At 67.1% G+C, this 14,527-nt stretch carries 13 protein-coding genes; 8 read left to right on the forward strand and 5 right to left on the reverse strand.

The window, feature by feature from the left end:
• The first annotated feature begins 15 nt into the window (after positions 1–15).
• Positions 16–1,380: a plasmid replication protein RepC gene (gene repC / locus B146_RS0116775; RefSeq protein WP_019997629.1), complete on the forward strand. Its 1,365-nt coding sequence runs from the start codon at positions 16–18 to the stop codon at positions 1,378–1,380.
• A gap of 125 nt (positions 1,381–1,505) precedes the next feature.
• Here repC and B146_RS0116780 read toward each other — a convergent pair whose 3' ends face one another.
• Positions 1,506–1,688, reverse strand: coding sequence for a hypothetical protein (locus B146_RS0116780; protein ID WP_019997630.1), 183 nt, complete (start codon positions 1,686–1,688; stop codon positions 1,506–1,508).
• Positions 1,689–1,890: 202 nt separating this feature from the next.
• On the opposite strand from B146_RS0116780, the gene B146_RS27905 reads away from it, so the two are divergent.
• Complete coding sequence (locus tag B146_RS27905) at positions 1,891–3,975, forward strand: HAMP domain-containing methyl-accepting chemotaxis protein (protein WP_081631017.1); 2,085 nt, start codon at positions 1,891–1,893, stop codon at positions 3,973–3,975.
• A gap of 197 nt (positions 3,976–4,172) precedes the next feature.
• Here the strand turns inward: B146_RS27905 and B146_RS0116790 are convergent, their stop codons facing one another.
• Genes B146_RS0116790 through B146_RS0116800 form a run of 3 tightly spaced genes read right to left on the reverse strand, consistent with a single transcriptional unit; the run spans position 4,173 to position 6,744 of the window.
• A complete protein-coding gene (locus B146_RS0116790) occupies positions 4,173–4,694 on the reverse strand; it encodes a flavin reductase family protein (RefSeq protein WP_019997632.1) in 522 nt (173 codons plus the stop codon).
• On the reverse strand, positions 4,694–5,587 hold the full coding sequence (locus B146_RS0116795) for an aldo/keto reductase (RefSeq protein ID WP_019997633.1): 894 nt from the start codon (positions 5,585–5,587) through the stop codon (positions 4,694–4,696). The genes B146_RS0116790 and B146_RS0116795 overlap by 1 nt, the downstream gene beginning before the upstream one ends.
• Positions 5,587–6,744: an LLM class flavin-dependent oxidoreductase gene (locus tag B146_RS0116800; RefSeq protein WP_019997634.1), complete on the reverse strand. Its 1,158-nt coding sequence runs from the start codon at positions 6,742–6,744 to the stop codon at positions 5,587–5,589. Before B146_RS0116800 ends, B146_RS0116795 begins: the two co-directional genes overlap by 1 nt.
• 99 nt (positions 6,745–6,843) lie before the next feature.
• On the opposite strand from B146_RS0116800, the gene B146_RS0116805 reads away from it, so the two are divergent.
• The 6 genes from B146_RS0116805 to B146_RS0116830 all read left to right on the forward strand — a co-directional run bounded on the left by B146_RS0116805 (position 6,844) and on the right by B146_RS0116830 (position 13,987).
• Positions 6,844–7,548, forward strand: coding sequence for a GntR family transcriptional regulator (locus tag B146_RS0116805; RefSeq protein ID WP_019997635.1), 705 nt, complete (start codon positions 6,844–6,846; stop codon positions 7,546–7,548).
• Between the two features lie 114 nt (positions 7,549–7,662).
• Positions 7,663–8,727, forward strand: a complete 1,065-nt coding sequence (locus B146_RS0116810; protein WP_019997636.1) for an ABC transporter ATP-binding protein — start codon at positions 7,663–7,665, stop codon at positions 8,725–8,727.
• Between the two features lie 53 nt (positions 8,728–8,780).
• Entirely contained in the window at positions 8,781–10,019 is a 1,239-nt protein-coding gene (locus tag B146_RS0116815) for an ABC transporter substrate-binding protein (RefSeq protein WP_019997637.1), read from the forward strand.
• A gap of 125 nt (positions 10,020–10,144) precedes the next feature.
• Complete coding sequence (locus tag B146_RS0116820) at positions 10,145–11,053, forward strand: carbohydrate ABC transporter permease (RefSeq protein WP_019997638.1); 909 nt, start codon at positions 10,145–10,147, stop codon at positions 11,051–11,053.
• A gap of 4 nt (positions 11,054–11,057) precedes the next feature.
• Positions 11,058–11,918: a carbohydrate ABC transporter permease gene (locus tag B146_RS0116825; protein ID WP_019997639.1), complete on the forward strand. Its 861-nt coding sequence runs from the start codon at positions 11,058–11,060 to the stop codon at positions 11,916–11,918.
• Positions 11,919–11,944: 26 nt separating this feature from the next.
• Entirely contained in the window at positions 11,945–13,987 is a 2,043-nt protein-coding gene (locus B146_RS0116830) for an alpha-glucosidase (RefSeq protein WP_019997640.1), read from the forward strand.
• 15 nt (positions 13,988–14,002) lie between these two features.
• On the opposite strand, the gene B146_RS0116835 is transcribed toward B146_RS0116830, so the two are convergent.
• The gene (locus B146_RS0116835) at positions 14,003–14,446 is read right to left on the reverse strand and encodes a hypothetical protein (RefSeq protein WP_019997641.1); all 444 of its coding nucleotides are present in this window, start codon (positions 14,444–14,446) and stop codon (positions 14,003–14,005) included.
• Positions 14,447–14,527: the final 81 nt, after the last annotated feature.

A 14,527-nucleotide genomic window follows, 5' to 3' on the forward strand; every position in this document is an offset into this window, starting at 1 on the left:
GCCTGAAGCAGAGACATGATCGAGTTCCATTGGAACTCGCCTTTCGGGGCGCGGCCGATTTCGGCTGCCCTGATGCGGCGGGAGGATGGCGTGCGTCGCGCGCAGGCGCGTCTGCGCGCCCAGAAACCGGAGACTGACGACGCGAGCGGGGAGGGGCCGGACAAATGGGCTCTCCTGCGCGCGCTCACGGAGGCGCGCCAGGCCTTCGGCCTGTCCGACCGCACGCTCGCCGTGCTGGAGGCGCTTCTCTCCTGCCACACGCCCAAGCGCCTCGACCCCACGCAGCCGCAGATCGTCTTTCCGTCCAACCGCGAATTGTCGCTGCGCACGCGCGGCATGGCGGATGCGACGCTGCGCCGGCATCTGGCGAGCCTCATCGAGGCCGGCCTCGTCCTCCGGCGCGACAGCCCGAACGGCAAGCGCTATCGCCGCCGCGATCTCGAGGAGGGCGACGAGGCTTTCGGCTTCGATCTCTCGCCTTTCGCGCTTTCGGCCGATCTGATCCTGGAGAAGGCCGAGGAGTCGCGGATGGAAGCCCGCACGGTGCGTCGTCTTCGCACGGAGATCGCCCTGTGCCGCCGCGACATCCGAAAGATCCTGGACGCCGCGTTGATCGAGGAGAGGGCAGGGGATTGGGCGTCGCTCGAAGCCGCCTGGCGAGGCGTGGCTGCTCGTCTGCCGCGCGCTGCAAGCTCTGTTGATCTCGATCACGCCCTCGCGGAAGCCCTCGCTCTGCGGGCTCGATGCGAAACGCTTTATCTTTCAACGCTTTCAGAACAAGAACTGAGCGGCAATGCCGCGCAAGACGAGCGCCACTATCAGAGTTCAAAACCAGACTCATCATCTGAAAAGAGCCTAGAACAAAGGCGAGAAGAAAATCCGGCTGGTGCGCCACGTTCGCATTTGAGCGATCCGCCATTTGGCGTCGAGCCGAGGGCAGGGGATGAAACCCCGCCGGGCACGACCGCTCTTGGTTCGATGCCAAACGGCAAGGGTGCGGCGACACGAAGCGAGACGGATGCGGCGGCGGCGCGGCGTCAGAAGGCCGAGCGCGAGGCACCCGATATCGAGACGGTTCTGTCGATCTGCCCGACCCTGTCGGACTACAGCCGCGAGCCGATCCGAACTCTCAGCGATTTCGAGAAGACGGCCGATCTCGTTCGCGGGGCGCTCGGCATCTCCGCTGACGCCTACCGGGCGGCGCAGGGCGCGATGGGGCGCTACGAGGCCGCGATCACGATCGCCGCGCTTCTGGAGCGCTCCGATCGCGTTCGCTCGCCCGGCGGCTATCTGCGCGCTCTGACGGCCAAGGCGAGCGGGCGAGGGTTCCGGGTCCAGCCGATGCTGGAAGCGATCCGCAATCAGGCTCTGCGGTCATGAGCGGACGATGGCATGTCGCGAAGATCAGACGCGATGACAAAAGCCGGCCTCGCTCGTCGAACCGCACCGGTTCGGAAGACCCGGCGGCGCGTTCGAGAGCCGTGCCGCCGGAGGTTATGCGAGGATCAACCCGCGCCGCCGTCCGCGTCCCCCGTCTCCTTGTCGTCGGGAAGACTGCCGGCGCCGGGCGTCGCATCGGGATTGGTCAGTTCCGGCTTGGCGTGAGGCCCGGAGGCCGGAACCTTGTCCCTTGGGCCGTTTTCGGGCGCTTCGGGTGTGCGCGAGGAAGTGGAAGGATGGTCCGACATGAGTTCGTCCTTTCCATGTAACTTCCAGCATCTATTCCGAACGCGGGAACTTTCAATACCCCCGCATTGCCATCAATACGGCGTTACCGATCGGCAGCCGCTCGAAACCTTTGGTTAATACATAGTGATGGGAGCAGTTAGTTTTCTATCAACATCATCCTGTCATTTTTCTCCTACAATCGGTTCCAACCTGAGCAGTGAAATGCGTCTAACGATCAAACTGAAGCTTGCAACGGCCTTTGCGGGTGTTCTCGGTGTGATGGCGGGGGCGGGGTATTACGCGGTACACGGACTGCATTCATCCAACGAGAACATGCAGGCTTTCGTCACGCGACCCTATAACCAGACCAAACGTGTTGCGGATGCCGCGCGCGGTCTGCAAAATCTCGGGCGCAACATCAATCGGATGCTCGCATCCAGCGACGACGCGGAAATGGCCGAGATCCGCAAGGCCGTGGATAAGGCCATCGCCGACGAACTGGAGGTCATGAAGGCTTACCGCGCCGGGTTGGCGCCGGATATGGCGGGCCCCCTGGCGAACACCGACGAGATCATTGGCGCCGTCGCTGCCTGGAAGGCCATGGCCGAGCGGACGATGGATCTTGCCCAGAAGAACTCCAAGACGCGCGCCAACGAGATCTACGCGAAGACGGCCGCGCCCCTGGTGGACGAGTTGACCGCCGATTTCGCGAAGACGCGCGAGGAGATCCGGAAATATCCTGATCTTGAGGGGCTGCGCGATGCGGCCGCTACGGCGCGCTTGGCCTTGCCGCAGACGATGTATCGTCTCATGGCTTCGACCAGCGAAACGGAGGAGGAGCGTGCGGTTCAGGCGCACGCCATGTTCCTCGACCGGTTCCAGGCCTTGGACAAGGCCATGGCCGCCTATGTCGCCGCTGCGGCCGGCACGCAGCTGGAACAGGCAGTCGCCGAGCAGGCTCAGGACTGGTCCGAACTCAAGCCGCTGATCGAACGGATCGGGGTGCTCGGTGCCGACAACTCGAGCCAGAAGGCCAACAAGGCCTATGCCGCGGATGGTCGTCCGCTTCTCCTCGGCACGATCGAAAAGCTGGACAGCCTGATCGCGGCCGAGACCAGGGTGGCCGAAGGGCTCGCGTCCAGCACGCAGAACGAATACTACTCGACGCGTGACACGATGATCGCGATGATCGCGCTTGCGCTTCTGATCGGGGCGGGCGCCGCGATCTGGCTGACCCTGTCCCTCACCAGGGGTCTGAACCTTGCCATGTTCCACACGAGGAAGATCGGCGGCGGCGACATTTCCGAGCCGATCGAATTGAAGCGGAACGACGAGATCGGCGATCTCCTGGCGACGATCTCGCAGATGCGCGAGAAGCTCAACGACACCATCGTCTCGATCCGCGCCTCGTCCGAGCAGGTGGCCTCGGGCTCGGCGCAGTCGGCCGCGACCGCCGAGCAGCTCTCCTCCGGTTCGACCGAGCAGGCGGCGGCCTCAGAGGAAGCCTCCGCCGCGATCGAGCAGATGGCCGCCAATGTGCGCCAGAACGCCGACAATGCCGGCACGACCGAGAAGATCGCGATCCAGGCGTCCGAGAACGCCCGGCGCAGCGGCGAGGCGGTCAGCGCCTCCGTGCAGGCCATGCGCACCATCGCCGAGAAGATCTCGGTGGTGCAGGAAATCGCGCGCCAGACCGATCTTCTGGCGCTCAACGCCGCGATCGAAGCCGCCCGTGCCGGCCAGCATGGCAAGGGCTTCGCGGTCGTGGCCTCCGAAGTGCGCAAGCTCGCCGAACGCAGCCAAGAGGCCGCGCAGGAAATCGGCCAGCTCTCGACCCAGACGCTTCTGACCTCGGAAGAAGCCGGGCAGATGCTGGACGCGCTCGTGCCCGATATCCGGAAGACGGCGGAACTCGTGTCGGAAATCTCGGCCGCCTGCCGCGAGCAGTCGATCGGCATCGAGCAGATCAACCAGGCGATCACCCAGCTCGATCAGGTCACGCAGGCGAACGCCGGCGCCGCCAATGAAATGGCCGCGACCTCCGCGCAATTGTCGGAACAGGCGAGCCGCCTTCAGACCGACACGGGCTACTTCAAGCTCGCCGCCGATGCCCGGGCGAAGCCAGTCACGACGGCCGCGCGTCAGGAAAGCATCAAAGTGTTGCGCGAGCGCGTGCAGGCTTTTGGCGAGGCGCATGGCGGAAAGCGCAAGGCCCCCGTCCAGAAGGCGCCGAGCCACGCCGATCGGGACGAGGGCTTCGAGATGGACATGGGGTCGGATGCAGGCTTCGAGCGCCTGAGCGCCTGAGGCTCCTCCATCCGTTCGCTTGGAAGGCTCCCGGTGTCGTGCCGGGGGCCTTCCTGTCATGGAGGAGGTCGCGGCGGGCGTCCGGTCAGAGAAAGGCGACCACCGCGCAACAGGCGAGGGCCATCGAGAGCGATTCCGGCGCGAGGCCGAGCCTCCATCCGTGAGGCCGGTGAAAGCGCCCTCCCGGCACTCAGGACCTAGCGGCTGAAGCGGCCGAAGGCGCCGCGCGAGAAGCAGAGCGGGTCGCCCTCGCGATGGGCGGCTCGCAGGACGCGACCGAGCACGATCGTGTGGTCGCCCGCGTCGTGCAGCGAGGCGGTGGCGCATTCGAAGCGCGCGAGCGTGCCGGAGATCACCGGCACGCCTTCCGCGTTGGCCTGCCAGTCCAGCCCCTCGAAGCCGAGGCCGCCGCGCGTGAAGCGGGCGCTCAAGCCGTCCTCTTCCAAGCCCAGGACATGAACCGCGAAATGCGCGGCGCCGGTGAAGACACCGTGTCGGCCGGAGCTTTTGGCCGGCGACCAGAGGACGAGCGGCGGGTCGAGCGAGACCGAGGCGAAGCTGTTCACGGTCATGCCGATCGGGCCGGCATCGGTCAGCGCAGTGACAACGGTGACGCCCGTCGTGAAGGCGCCGAGGGCGCTTCGAAGCGCGCGCGTGTTGCCCGCATCCGGCACGAAACGGTGCTCGGGCATGGGGCGGATGGGCTGCATGATGGTCATCACGGAACCTCCTGACCTTTCGCCGCCGTGTAGAGTTCGAACCAGGCCTGCCGGTCGATCTCGACCCGAAGCGCATCCGAAATCGCGGCGATGCGCGAAAGGGCGTTGGTGCCGAGCACGGGAAGGATCTTGGCGGGGTGCGCCAGGAGCCAGGCGATCGCGACGGCACCCTCGTCCACCCCTTGCGCCCGCGCGATTTCGGTGAGCTTCGCCTTCAGCGGCGTCGCCTCGCCCCCGAAGAGCCGCCCGCCGCCGAGCGGCGACCAGGCCATCGGGTGGATGCGCCGCTCCATGAGGCTGGCGAGGTCGCCATTGGTGAAGGCGTCCGTTTCGAGGAGGCTCAGCTCGATCTGGTTGGTGACGAGCGGGCTCGCCATCGCCGACTGGAGGAGCGAGAGGTCGTGGGGCCTGAAGTTCGAGACGCCGACGGCGCGCACCTTGCCCGACGCCACCAGCTCGTCCAGCACCGCGCCCGTCTCGGCCGGGTCGATCATCGGATCGGGGCGGTGGATCAGGAGGAGGTCGATGCGCTCCAGCCCCATGTCGCGCAGCGAGGTCTCGACCGAGGTCGTGATATGGGCGCGGCCGGTGTCGTAGTGCTTCACCCGCGCGCCGGCATGGCGGCCCATCGGGGCGACGATGCCGCATTTGGTGACGATCTCGATCCGGTCGCGAAGCGAGGGCGCGGCCTTCAGCGCCGCGCCGAAGATCGCCTCGCCCGTGTAGCCGCCGTAGATGTCGGCATGGTCCATCGTGGTAATGCCCTGCTCGAGGCAGGCCTCCACCTTGCGCTGGACGTGAGCCGGCGAGGTGTCGGCGTCGTCGCCGAGCCGCCACAGGCCGTAGACGAGGCGGCTGACGGTGAGATCGTTTCCAAGCTTGACGCGGTCCATCAGCGGCGCTCCCCCAGGCCCAAAGGCGTGTTCGGTGTGGTGTCGGGCACGCGGCCGCGCGCATGCGGCAGCGAGCAGGTCTTCATCTGAGGCAGCACCTTGGTGCCGAAATGCTCGGCCTCGGCGAGATGCGGATAGCCGGACAGGATGAAGGCGCGGATGCCCATGCGGCGGTAGTCTTCCAGCGCCGAGAGCACCTGATCGGTGGAGCCGACCAGCGCCGCGCCGCAGCCCGAGCGCGCCCGGCCGACGCCGGTCCAGAGGTTGGGCTCGATATAGCCGAACTGGTCGGCGAGCTCGCGCGCCCGCGCCTGATGCGCGACGCCGAGCGAGATGCTGTCATGGGCTCTGGAGCGGATCAGCTGGCCGTATTCGTCGTCGAGCCTGGAGACGAGGTGCTCGGCGTATTCGCGCGCCTCCCGCTCGGTGTCGCGCACGATGACGTGGACGCGCAAGCCGTAGTCGAGCGTGCGCCCGTGCGCCTCGGCCCGCGCATGGACCGCCTTCATCCGCTCGGCCAGCTGCTCGCGGGTTTCCGGCCACATCAGATAGACGTCGCACTGCGCGCCGCAGAGTTCCAGCGCGTCCGGCGAATAGCCGCCGAAATAGAGGAGCGGGCCGCCGTTCTGCTGGTAGGGGCGGGCGGGCTCGGTGGAGACGCCCTTGAAGTTGTAGACCTCACCCTCGAAATCGATCGTCTCGCGCGTCCAGGCCTGGCGCAGGATCTCGACGACCTCGTGGGAGCGCCGGTAGCGGAAGGCGCTGTCGGCGCGCTCGCCGGGAAAGTCGGAGCTGATGACGTTGAGCGTCAGGCGGCCCTTCAGCATGTGGTCGAGCGTCGCGACGGTGCGCGCCAGCATGATCGGCTGCATCTCGCCGCAGCGGATTGCGGCGAGGAAGTTCATCCGGCTGGTGATGGGCGCGCAGCCCGCCACGAAGGACAAGGTGTCCTGGCCCACCTGATAGGAGGAGGGGCAGAGAATGTTGCGAAAGCCCAGACGCTCGGCGGTGAGCGCGATGTCGGAACAGTGCTCCCAGCTCGAGCGGAGCGCGCCGTCGGGCACGCCGAGATAGGCGTAGTCGTCGGAGCAGAGGGCCGAGAACCAGGACACCTCGACCTCGGCGAGATCGGCCGACGTGATCGGGACGACACTCATGCTTTTCCTCCTCCGAGCATGAAACCGGCTCTGGAGCTAACACCCGCCCTGGTGTAAATCAATGGTGTATCAATTTGCGTCCGCGAAGGGAGGGCCGTCATGAGGCAGGTGCGGGGGAGCCTTCCCGTCTATCTCCAGCTCACCGAGACGCTGGTGCGCGACATCGCAGCCGGGCGGCTGGTGGACGGGGAGAAGCTGGCCCCCGAGCGCGACATGGCGGTGGAGATGGGCACGTCCATCGGCACGCTGCGCAAGGCGCTGGCCGAATTGCAGAACCGGGGCCTTCTGGAGCGCATCCAGGGCTCGGGCAATTACATCCGCGCGGCGAGCGATCCCAAGAGCCTTTATGCCATGTTCCGGCTGGAGCGGATCGCGGGCGGCGGCTTGCCGACGGCGGACGTGCTGGAGGTCGCGCGCTGCGAGAAGCCCGAAGAGATCGCCGCGCTTGGGCCCTCGCCGGTGGGGCATCGCATCCGTCGGCTGCGCCGCCTGTCCGGCGAGGTCGCGGCGGTCGAGGAAATCTGGCTGGACGGGCGCTTCGCCGATGTCATCACGCGTGAAGACCTCTCCGAATCGCTCTACCTCTTCTATCGCACCCGCCTCGGGCTCTTCATCGAGAAGGCCGAGGACCAGATCGATCTGGGTATCGTACCCGCGTGGAAACCCGAGGCCTTCGCGCCCGCCGTCGGCGCGCCGATCTGCCACATCTTTCGCAAGAGCTGGACGGCGGAAGGCGAACTCGCGGAGGTTTCGCGCACCTGGTACGACCATCGCGTCGCCCGTTACGTCTCGCGCATCCGCTGACGTCCTGCCATACTGCATTGCAAAATTGATACACCATTGATCTAATTTTGTGTCTCGGGCAAGGTGCGAGACGGGAGAGACGGTTCCGCGGAGCCGACGGGAGGAAGCGAAAGCATGGCATCGGTCAGCCTGCGCAAGCTCGACAAGAGCTATGGTGCCGTCCAGATCGTGAAGGGCATCGATCTCGAGATCGCCGATGGCGAACTCGTGGTTCTCGTCGGCCCGTCCGGTTGCGGCAAGTCCACGACGCTGCGCATGGTGGCGGGGCTCGAAAGCGTGACGGACGGAGAAATCCGCATCGGCACCAAAGTCGTCAACGCCCTGCCGCCGCGCGAGCGCGACATCGCCATGGTGTTTCAGGACTACGCGCTCTACCCGCACAAGACGGTCGCCGAGAACATGGGCTTCAGCCTGAAGGTGCGCGGCGTCGGGGCGGCGGACGCCCAGAAGCGCGTTCAGGACGCGGCGCAGATGCTCGGCATCGCCCATCTTCTCGACCGCCGTCCGGGCCAGCTGTCGGGCGGCCAGCGCCAGCGCGTCGCCATGGGCCGGGCCATCGTGCGGCGACCGCAGGTCTTCCTGTTCGACGAACCTTTGTCCAATCTCGACGCCAAGCTGCGCGGCGAGGTGCGCACCGAGATCAAGCGCCTGCATCAGACGCTCGGCACCACGATCCTCTATGTCACGCATGATCAGGTCGAGGCGATGACCTTGGCCGACCGGATCGTGATCCTGCGCGGCGGCGATATCGAGCAGGTCGGCACGCCCGACGAGGTCTATAACCGCCCGGCCAGCACCTTTGTCGGCGGCTTCATCGGCTCNCCCGCCATGAACTTCGCCAAGGCACGGGCCGAGGGCGACCGTCTCGTGTTCGCCGACGGCAATTGGCTGCCGCGCGTCGCCGGACCGGCGCTCGTCGAGGGCCAGGCGGTGATCGTCGGCATCCGGCCCGAGCATTTCCAGGTGGCCGCCGATCTCGGCACGACGCTCGACGTCACGGCGCAGGTGGTGGAGCCGCTCGGCTCCGACACGCTGGTGCACTTCGCCCTGGGAGAGGCGATGCTGACGGCGCGAATGCCGCCTTCGTTCCGGGTCGTTCCGGGTCACAAATTCCACGTCGGGGTCGATCCCGCGCAAATCCATCTCTTCGATGCGGCGAGCGAGAAGGCCATAAGCTGAGGCACAGGCAGCCCCATCGCCGCTTCGAACGACATCAACGGGAGGACATTTCCATGCGCATGAGCCATCTCATCCGCGCGGCGCTCGGCGCCTGCATCCTGGCGGCGACGCCGGCGCTGGCCGAAACGCAGCTCAAGATCTTCGTGTCCAGCCAGCACCAGCCCGATGTCTGGCGCAAGATGCTCGACGCCTACGAGGCCGAGAATCAGGGCGTGAAGGTCGTGATCGAGACCGGCGGCAACACGTCGGAAGCGCAGGCGCAGTATCTCAACACGGTCATGTCGGCCAAGGACACCAATCTCGACGTCCTGATGCTCGACGTGATCCGCCCGGCGCAGTACGCCGCCGCGGGCTGGACGACGCACTTCCCGGACAAGGACCTGTCGGGCTACCTGCCGGCCTATGCGCAGGCCAACACGGTGGACGGCGAGGTCGTCGCCCTGCCGGCCTTCGCCGACGCGATGTTCCTCTATTATCGCAAGGACCTCCTCGACAAATACGGCATCGTGCCGCCCAAGACCTGGGAGGAGCTGACCGCCGCCGCCAAGAAGGTCTCGCAAGGCGAGGGGACGGCAGCCGCCGACCTCCAGGGCCTCTCCTTCCAGGGCAAGGCGATCGAGGGCGCGGTCTGCACCTTCCTCCTGCCCTACTGGAGCCAGGGCAAGCAGCTCGTCTCCAACGGCAAGCTGACCTTCGACAGGCAAGCAGCCGTGCGCTCGCTCTCGCTGTGGAAGAGCTTCGTGGACGAGGGCGTCGCCAAGAAGAACATCTCGGAAGTGGCGACCGACGACACGCGCAAGGAGTTCCAGGCCGGCAAGGTGCTCTTCGCGGTCAACTGGTCCTATGCCTGGAAGCACTTCCAGGGGCCGGAATCGGCCGTCGCCGGCAAGGTCGGCGTCGCGCGTCTGCCCGCGCTGGGCCAGGGCGAGCAGTCGAGCTGCCTCGGCGGCTGGGAGTTCGGGGTGTCGGCCTATTCGCAGCATCAGGACGAGGCCAAGAAGCTGGCCGAATACCTCAGCGGCGAGAAGGTCTCGCAATATATGGCCGTCAACGGCGCGCTGCTGCCGACCTATGCGGGCCTCTACCAGGACCCCGAAGTGGTGAAGTCCGCGCCCTGGTTCGCCGAGGCGCTGCCGGTCGTCGAGACCGCCCGCGCCCGGCCCGTGACCCCGCGCTACAACGAGGTCAGCGAGATCATCCGCACCACGGTCAACTCGGTGCTGGCCGGCGTGAAGACGCCGGAAGAGGGCGCGGCCGAGATGGAAGGGCGCCTGCGCCGCGTCCTGCGCTGACGGGTCGGGCCATCCATGCAAGAGTAAGCGCCGGCGCGGGCTCCCCGCCGGCGGTTTGAACGACGGCTCCCCGGACGGCGGGCCGGCGACGGGGAGGGCGCATGACTCTGGTAGCGACGGACACCATGAAACAGACCGACCGGGAACCGGCCGCTTGGGTGCGCTGGCTCGACCCCAGCGACAAGGTGCTCGCCGCGCTGCTGCTGGCGCCCGCCGCGATCCTTCTCTCCTTGATCATCGTCTATCCGGTCGGGCGGCTTCTCTGGATGAGCGTCCAGAACCTGTCGCTCACCTCCGGCCTTCCGGCCGAGTTCGTCGGCCTCGAGAACTTCGCCCTCATGTGGGACGACCCGGTCTTCTGGGAGGCGACCTGGAACACGCTCCTGATCGCCGTGATCACCGTGCCCGGCGCGCTCCTGATGGGCCTCGGCATGGCGCTTCTCGCCAATCTGCCGTTTCGACGCAAATGGCCGGTGCGCCTGTCGCTCCTCATTCCCTGGGCGCTGCCGCTTTCCTTCGCCGGCCTCATCTTCGCGTGGTTCTTCCATTCCGAATACGGCATCGTGAACGACGTCCTCCAGCGCCTCGGCTTCGAGGGCATCATCTGGTTCAACTCGCCGACCTACGCCTTCGCCGCGATCTGCCTGACCATCGTCTGGAAGACCTCGTCCTTCATGGCGCTCATCATCCTGGCGGGCCTCCAGACCATTCCGCGCTCGCTCTACGAGGCGGCCGATGTGGACGGGGCGGGGCGCGTGCGCCAGTTCTTCGAGATCACGCTGCCGCTTCTCAAGCCCGCTATCGTGATCGCGCTGATCTTCCGCACCATCACCGCGCTCCAGACCTTCGACATTCCCTACATGATGACCGGAGGCGGCCCCGGCACGTCCACCGTCACGCTCGCCATGTACATTCACCAGAACACGGTCTCCTTCCTCGACCTCGGCTACGGATCGGCGCTGGCCGTCGTCATGTTCGCCTTCTCGATGGCCGTGACCTTCGTCTACCTCCGCATGCTGCGCCGGAAGGGCTGATCCGATGAGCACCGTCACCGCCGCCCCGTCTTCGCCCTTCGCACTCTTCTCCGGCACGCCGCTGCGCCTGATCGCGGCGGGCGTCCTTCTCCTCAACGGCCTGTTTCCCGCCGTCTGGATCCTCTTCACCTCGCTGAAGACGGAAGCCGAGCTGACCGCGCTGCCCATCACCTGGGCACCCCACGCGCCGACGCTCGCCAACTACGCTATGGCCTTTTCCGACCAGCCGCTGCTGCTCTTCCTCTTCAACAGCTTCATGGTGGCGCTGCTCTCGACCGCGCTCACGCTCTTCGTCTCGGTGCTCGCGGCCTATGCGCTGGCGCGGCTGAATCTGACCTATCGCGGCCTGATCCTGTCGCTCATCATCGCCGTCTCGACCTTTCCGCTGGTCACGCTCCTCGTGCCGCTCTTCGAGATCATGCGGGCGCTCGGCCTTCTCAATTCCTGGACCGCGCTGGTCCTGCCCTACACGGTGCTCTCGCTCCCCGTCTGCACGCTGATCCTCGTGTCCTTCTTCGAGGGCATTCCTCAGGATCTGGAGAACGCCGCGATGATCGACGGCTGCACGCGGCTCGGCGCCCTCTTCAAGGTCGTGGTGCCGCTCTGCGCGCCCGGCGTCTTCACCGCCGGCATCCTCGCCTTCGTCAACGCCTGGGACGAGTTCCTGCTGGCGCTCTCGTTCAACTCCAACCCGGCGCTCCGCACGCTGCCCGTCGGCATCCAGCTCTACCAGGGCGAGTTCTCCTTCCCCTGGCCGGTCATCTCGGCGGCGCTCGTCGTCGGCATCGTGCCGGTGGCGGTCCTCATCGTGATCTTCCAGGAGCGCGTCGTCTCCGGCCTCACCGCCGGCTCGATCAAGGGCTGACAGGCCCACCCCATCCCGAGACCGTCATGACCGAAAACCTTGCCTGGCCCACCGGCGCGCTCGTCCTCGAAGCCAAGCCGGGCCGCTTCTCCCTGTCCCTGCGCGGCAAGCGCGTGCTGCGCCACGACGCGGACCATCCCTGCCTCTTCGTCGGCCGGGGCGAGGAGCGGATGGAGATGTTCCGGGGCAATTTCGACATCGAGGACTACGTCACCGAGCGCGTCGCGCTGCGCCATGCGCGCGTCGACGGCGGCACGATCGAGCTCTCCGCGCGCGAGGGCGAGGCCCCGCGCCTGCGGCTCGTCCTCTCGGGCGACGCCCTGCGCTGCGAGGCGCTGGACCCCGCGATCAACCGGCTCTGGCTGCGCGTCGAGGCGGAGGCCGACGAGCATGTCTGGGGCGGCGGCGAGCAGATGTCCTATTTCGACCTGCGCGGCCGGCGCTTTCCGCTCTGGACCTCCGAGCCCGGCGTCGGGCGCGACAAGACGAGCGAACTGACCTTCAAGGCCGATGTGGCGGGCCGGGCGGGCGGCGACTACTACCACACCAACTACCCCCAGCCGACCTATCTCTCCTCGCGCCGCTACGCGCTCCATGTCGAGACGCCGGCCTATTCGGTCTTCGACTTCCGCCACGCCGCCTTCCACGAGATCGAGGTCTGGGCGATCCCCGAGCGCATCGAGTTCTACGAGGCGCCGGACTTCCTCGGGCTGGTGGAGCAGCTCTCGAACCGCTTCGGCCGCCAGCCGCCCTTGCCCGACTGGGTGATGAAGGGCGCGATCATCGGCCTGAAAGACGGCGCGAACTCGTTCACCCGGCTGGAGGCGATCCGCGCGGCGGGCGTCGAGGTGTCCGGCCTCTGGTGCGAGGACTGGGTGGGCCTGCGCCACACCTCCTTCGGCGCGCGCCTCTTCTGGGACTGGCAGGCCAACGACACCCGCTATCCCGATCTTCGCCAGCGCATCGCGGATCTGGCCAAGGACGGCATCCGCTTCCTCGGCTACGTCAATCCCTATCTCTGCAACGACGGCCCGCTCTTCGGGGTCGCCGAAGCGGCGGGCTATCTCGCGACCGACGGCCGGGGCGGCACCGCGCTCGTCGATTTCGGCGAGTTCGACTGCGGCGTCGTGGACTTCACCAATCCGGCGGCGGCCGACTGGTTCGCGGAAGGAGTGATCGGCCGCAACATGCTGGATTTCGGCCTCTCCGGCTGGATGGCCGATTTCGGCGAATACCTGCCGATCGACGTGCATCTTGCCAACGGCGTCGACGCCAAGCTGATGCACAATCCCTGGCCGGTGCTCTGGGCGGAGGTGAACGCGAAGGCCATCGAGAGCCGGGGCAAGACGGGGGACGCGCTCTTCTTCATGCGCGCCGGCTTCACCGGCGTCGGGGCGCATTGCCCGCTCCTGTGGGGCGGCGACCAGTCGGTCGACTTCTCCCGCCACGACGGGCTCGTGACCGTGATCTGCGGGGCTCTGTCGTCGGGGCTCCTCGGCAACGCCTACCACCACTCCGACATCGGCGGCTACACCAGCCTCTTCGGCAATGTCCGCACGCCCGAGCTGATGATGCGCTGGGCCGAGATGGCCGCCTTCACGCCGGTCATGCGCACCCACGAGGGCAACCGGCCGAAGGACAATCTCCAGATCGACGGCGACGAGGGCGTGCTGGCGCATTTCGCTGATATGACGCGCCTTTACGTCCATCTCGCGCCCTATCTGCGCGCGCTCGTGGCCGAGGCGGCCGCCCACGGCTGGCCCGCGCAGCGCCCGCTCTTCCTGCATTTCCCCGACGACCGGCGCACCTTCGCCATTCAGGACAGCTATCTCTACGGCGCCGACCTTCTCGTCGCCCCCGTCTGGAAGGCTGGTGAGACCGAGCGTGAGGTCTATTTGCCCGAAGGCGCCGAATGGGTCCATGTCTGGACGGGCGCCGTCCATGCGGGCGGCGAGACGATCTCAGTCGCCGCGCCGATCGGGCAGCCCGCCGTGTTCTTCCGGCGAGGAAGCCGCTTCGCCACCCTGTTCGAAACGCTGCCGCGCGCGCTCTCGAAGCCGGCAGCCTGACAGCGCGAGGCCGCGTCAGGGCTCGCGATATGGGCCGGTGAAGAGATCGCCGATCGCCTTGCTGGCCCGCCAGCGCAGGCGGCGGCGGCGCCTGTGTTCGGCCCGGTCGTGGTTCAGGTGGCAGCGCTGGCAGAGCGCGGCGAGATTGCTCGACGCGTTGTTGGCAGTGTCGTGATCGAGATGCGCGCAGGCGAGAAAGACGCGCGTCCAGGTCATCGAGACGTCGGGCGGCAGATCGGCCGGGGCCGGACGCGCCTCGCGCAAGGGGCGGCCGCGCCCGTCGCGCCAGAGCCTGTCGACCTCGTCCCACCAAATCCCGTCCGCGCCGACGCAGATGAGCTTTCCATGCGGGCGACGGCAATGGTCGCACCGCCCCTTGGCGCGGCGAAAGCGGATGGAGTGGGAAAGTTCCCGCCAGTCGATAGGGTAGAAGCCGCGCATGTCGCGCCGGATCGGCATGGTGGCTTTGCGTCCTCGCTCTGTCTGCCGCACGGGTCGGACCCCTAGCGGGACTCCAACCGGCCCCGCTTGTCAAGCGCT

This window comes from Aureimonas ureilytica DSM 18598 = NBRC 106430, assembly GCF_000382705.1.
Classification (GTDB): domain Bacteria; phylum Pseudomonadota; class Alphaproteobacteria; order Rhizobiales; family Rhizobiaceae; genus Aureimonas; species Aureimonas ureilytica.

What these genes read in the sequence shown, in the direction of transcription:
- B146_RS0116835 (WP_019997641.1), bottom strand. Translation starts at nt 14,446, where the DNA reads ATGCCGATCCGGCGCGACATGCGCGGCTTCTACCCTATCGACTGGCGG.
- B146_RS0116825 (WP_019997639.1), top strand. Translation starts at nt 11,058, where the DNA reads ATGAGCACCGTCACCGCCGCCCCGTCTTCGCCCTTCGCACTCTTCTCC.
- B146_RS0116815 (WP_019997637.1), top strand. Translation starts at nt 8,781, where the DNA reads ATGCGCATGAGCCATCTCATCCGCGCGGCGCTCGGCGCCTGCATCCTG.
- B146_RS0116830 (WP_019997640.1), top strand. Translation starts at nt 11,945, where the DNA reads ATGACCGAAAACCTTGCCTGGCCCACCGGCGCGCTCGTCCTCGAAGCC.
- B146_RS0116780 (WP_019997630.1), bottom strand. Translation starts at nt 1,688, where the DNA reads ATGTCGGACCATCCTTCCACTTCCTCGCGCACACCCGAAGCGCCCGAA.
- B146_RS0116790 (WP_019997632.1), bottom strand. Translation starts at nt 4,694, where the DNA reads ATGACCATCATGCAGCCCATCCGCCCCATGCCCGAGCACCGTTTCGTG.
- B146_RS0116800 (WP_019997634.1), bottom strand. Translation starts at nt 6,744, where the DNA reads ATGAGTGTCGTCCCGATCACGTCGGCCGATCTCGCCGAGGTCGAGGTG.
- B146_RS0116820 (WP_019997638.1), top strand. Translation starts at nt 10,145, where the DNA reads ATGAAACAGACCGACCGGGAACCGGCCGCTTGGGTGCGCTGGCTCGAC.
- repC (WP_019997629.1), top strand. Translation starts at nt 16, where the DNA reads ATGATCGAGTTCCATTGGAACTCGCCTTTCGGGGCGCGGCCGATTTCG.
- B146_RS0116805 (WP_019997635.1), top strand. Translation starts at nt 6,844, where the DNA reads ATGAGGCAGGTGCGGGGGAGCCTTCCCGTCTATCTCCAGCTCACCGAG.
- B146_RS27905 (WP_081631017.1), top strand. Translation starts at nt 1,891, where the DNA reads ATGCGTCTAACGATCAAACTGAAGCTTGCAACGGCCTTTGCGGGTGTT.
- B146_RS0116795 (WP_019997633.1), bottom strand. Translation starts at nt 5,587, where the DNA reads ATGGACCGCGTCAAGCTTGGAAACGATCTCACCGTCAGCCGCCTCGTC.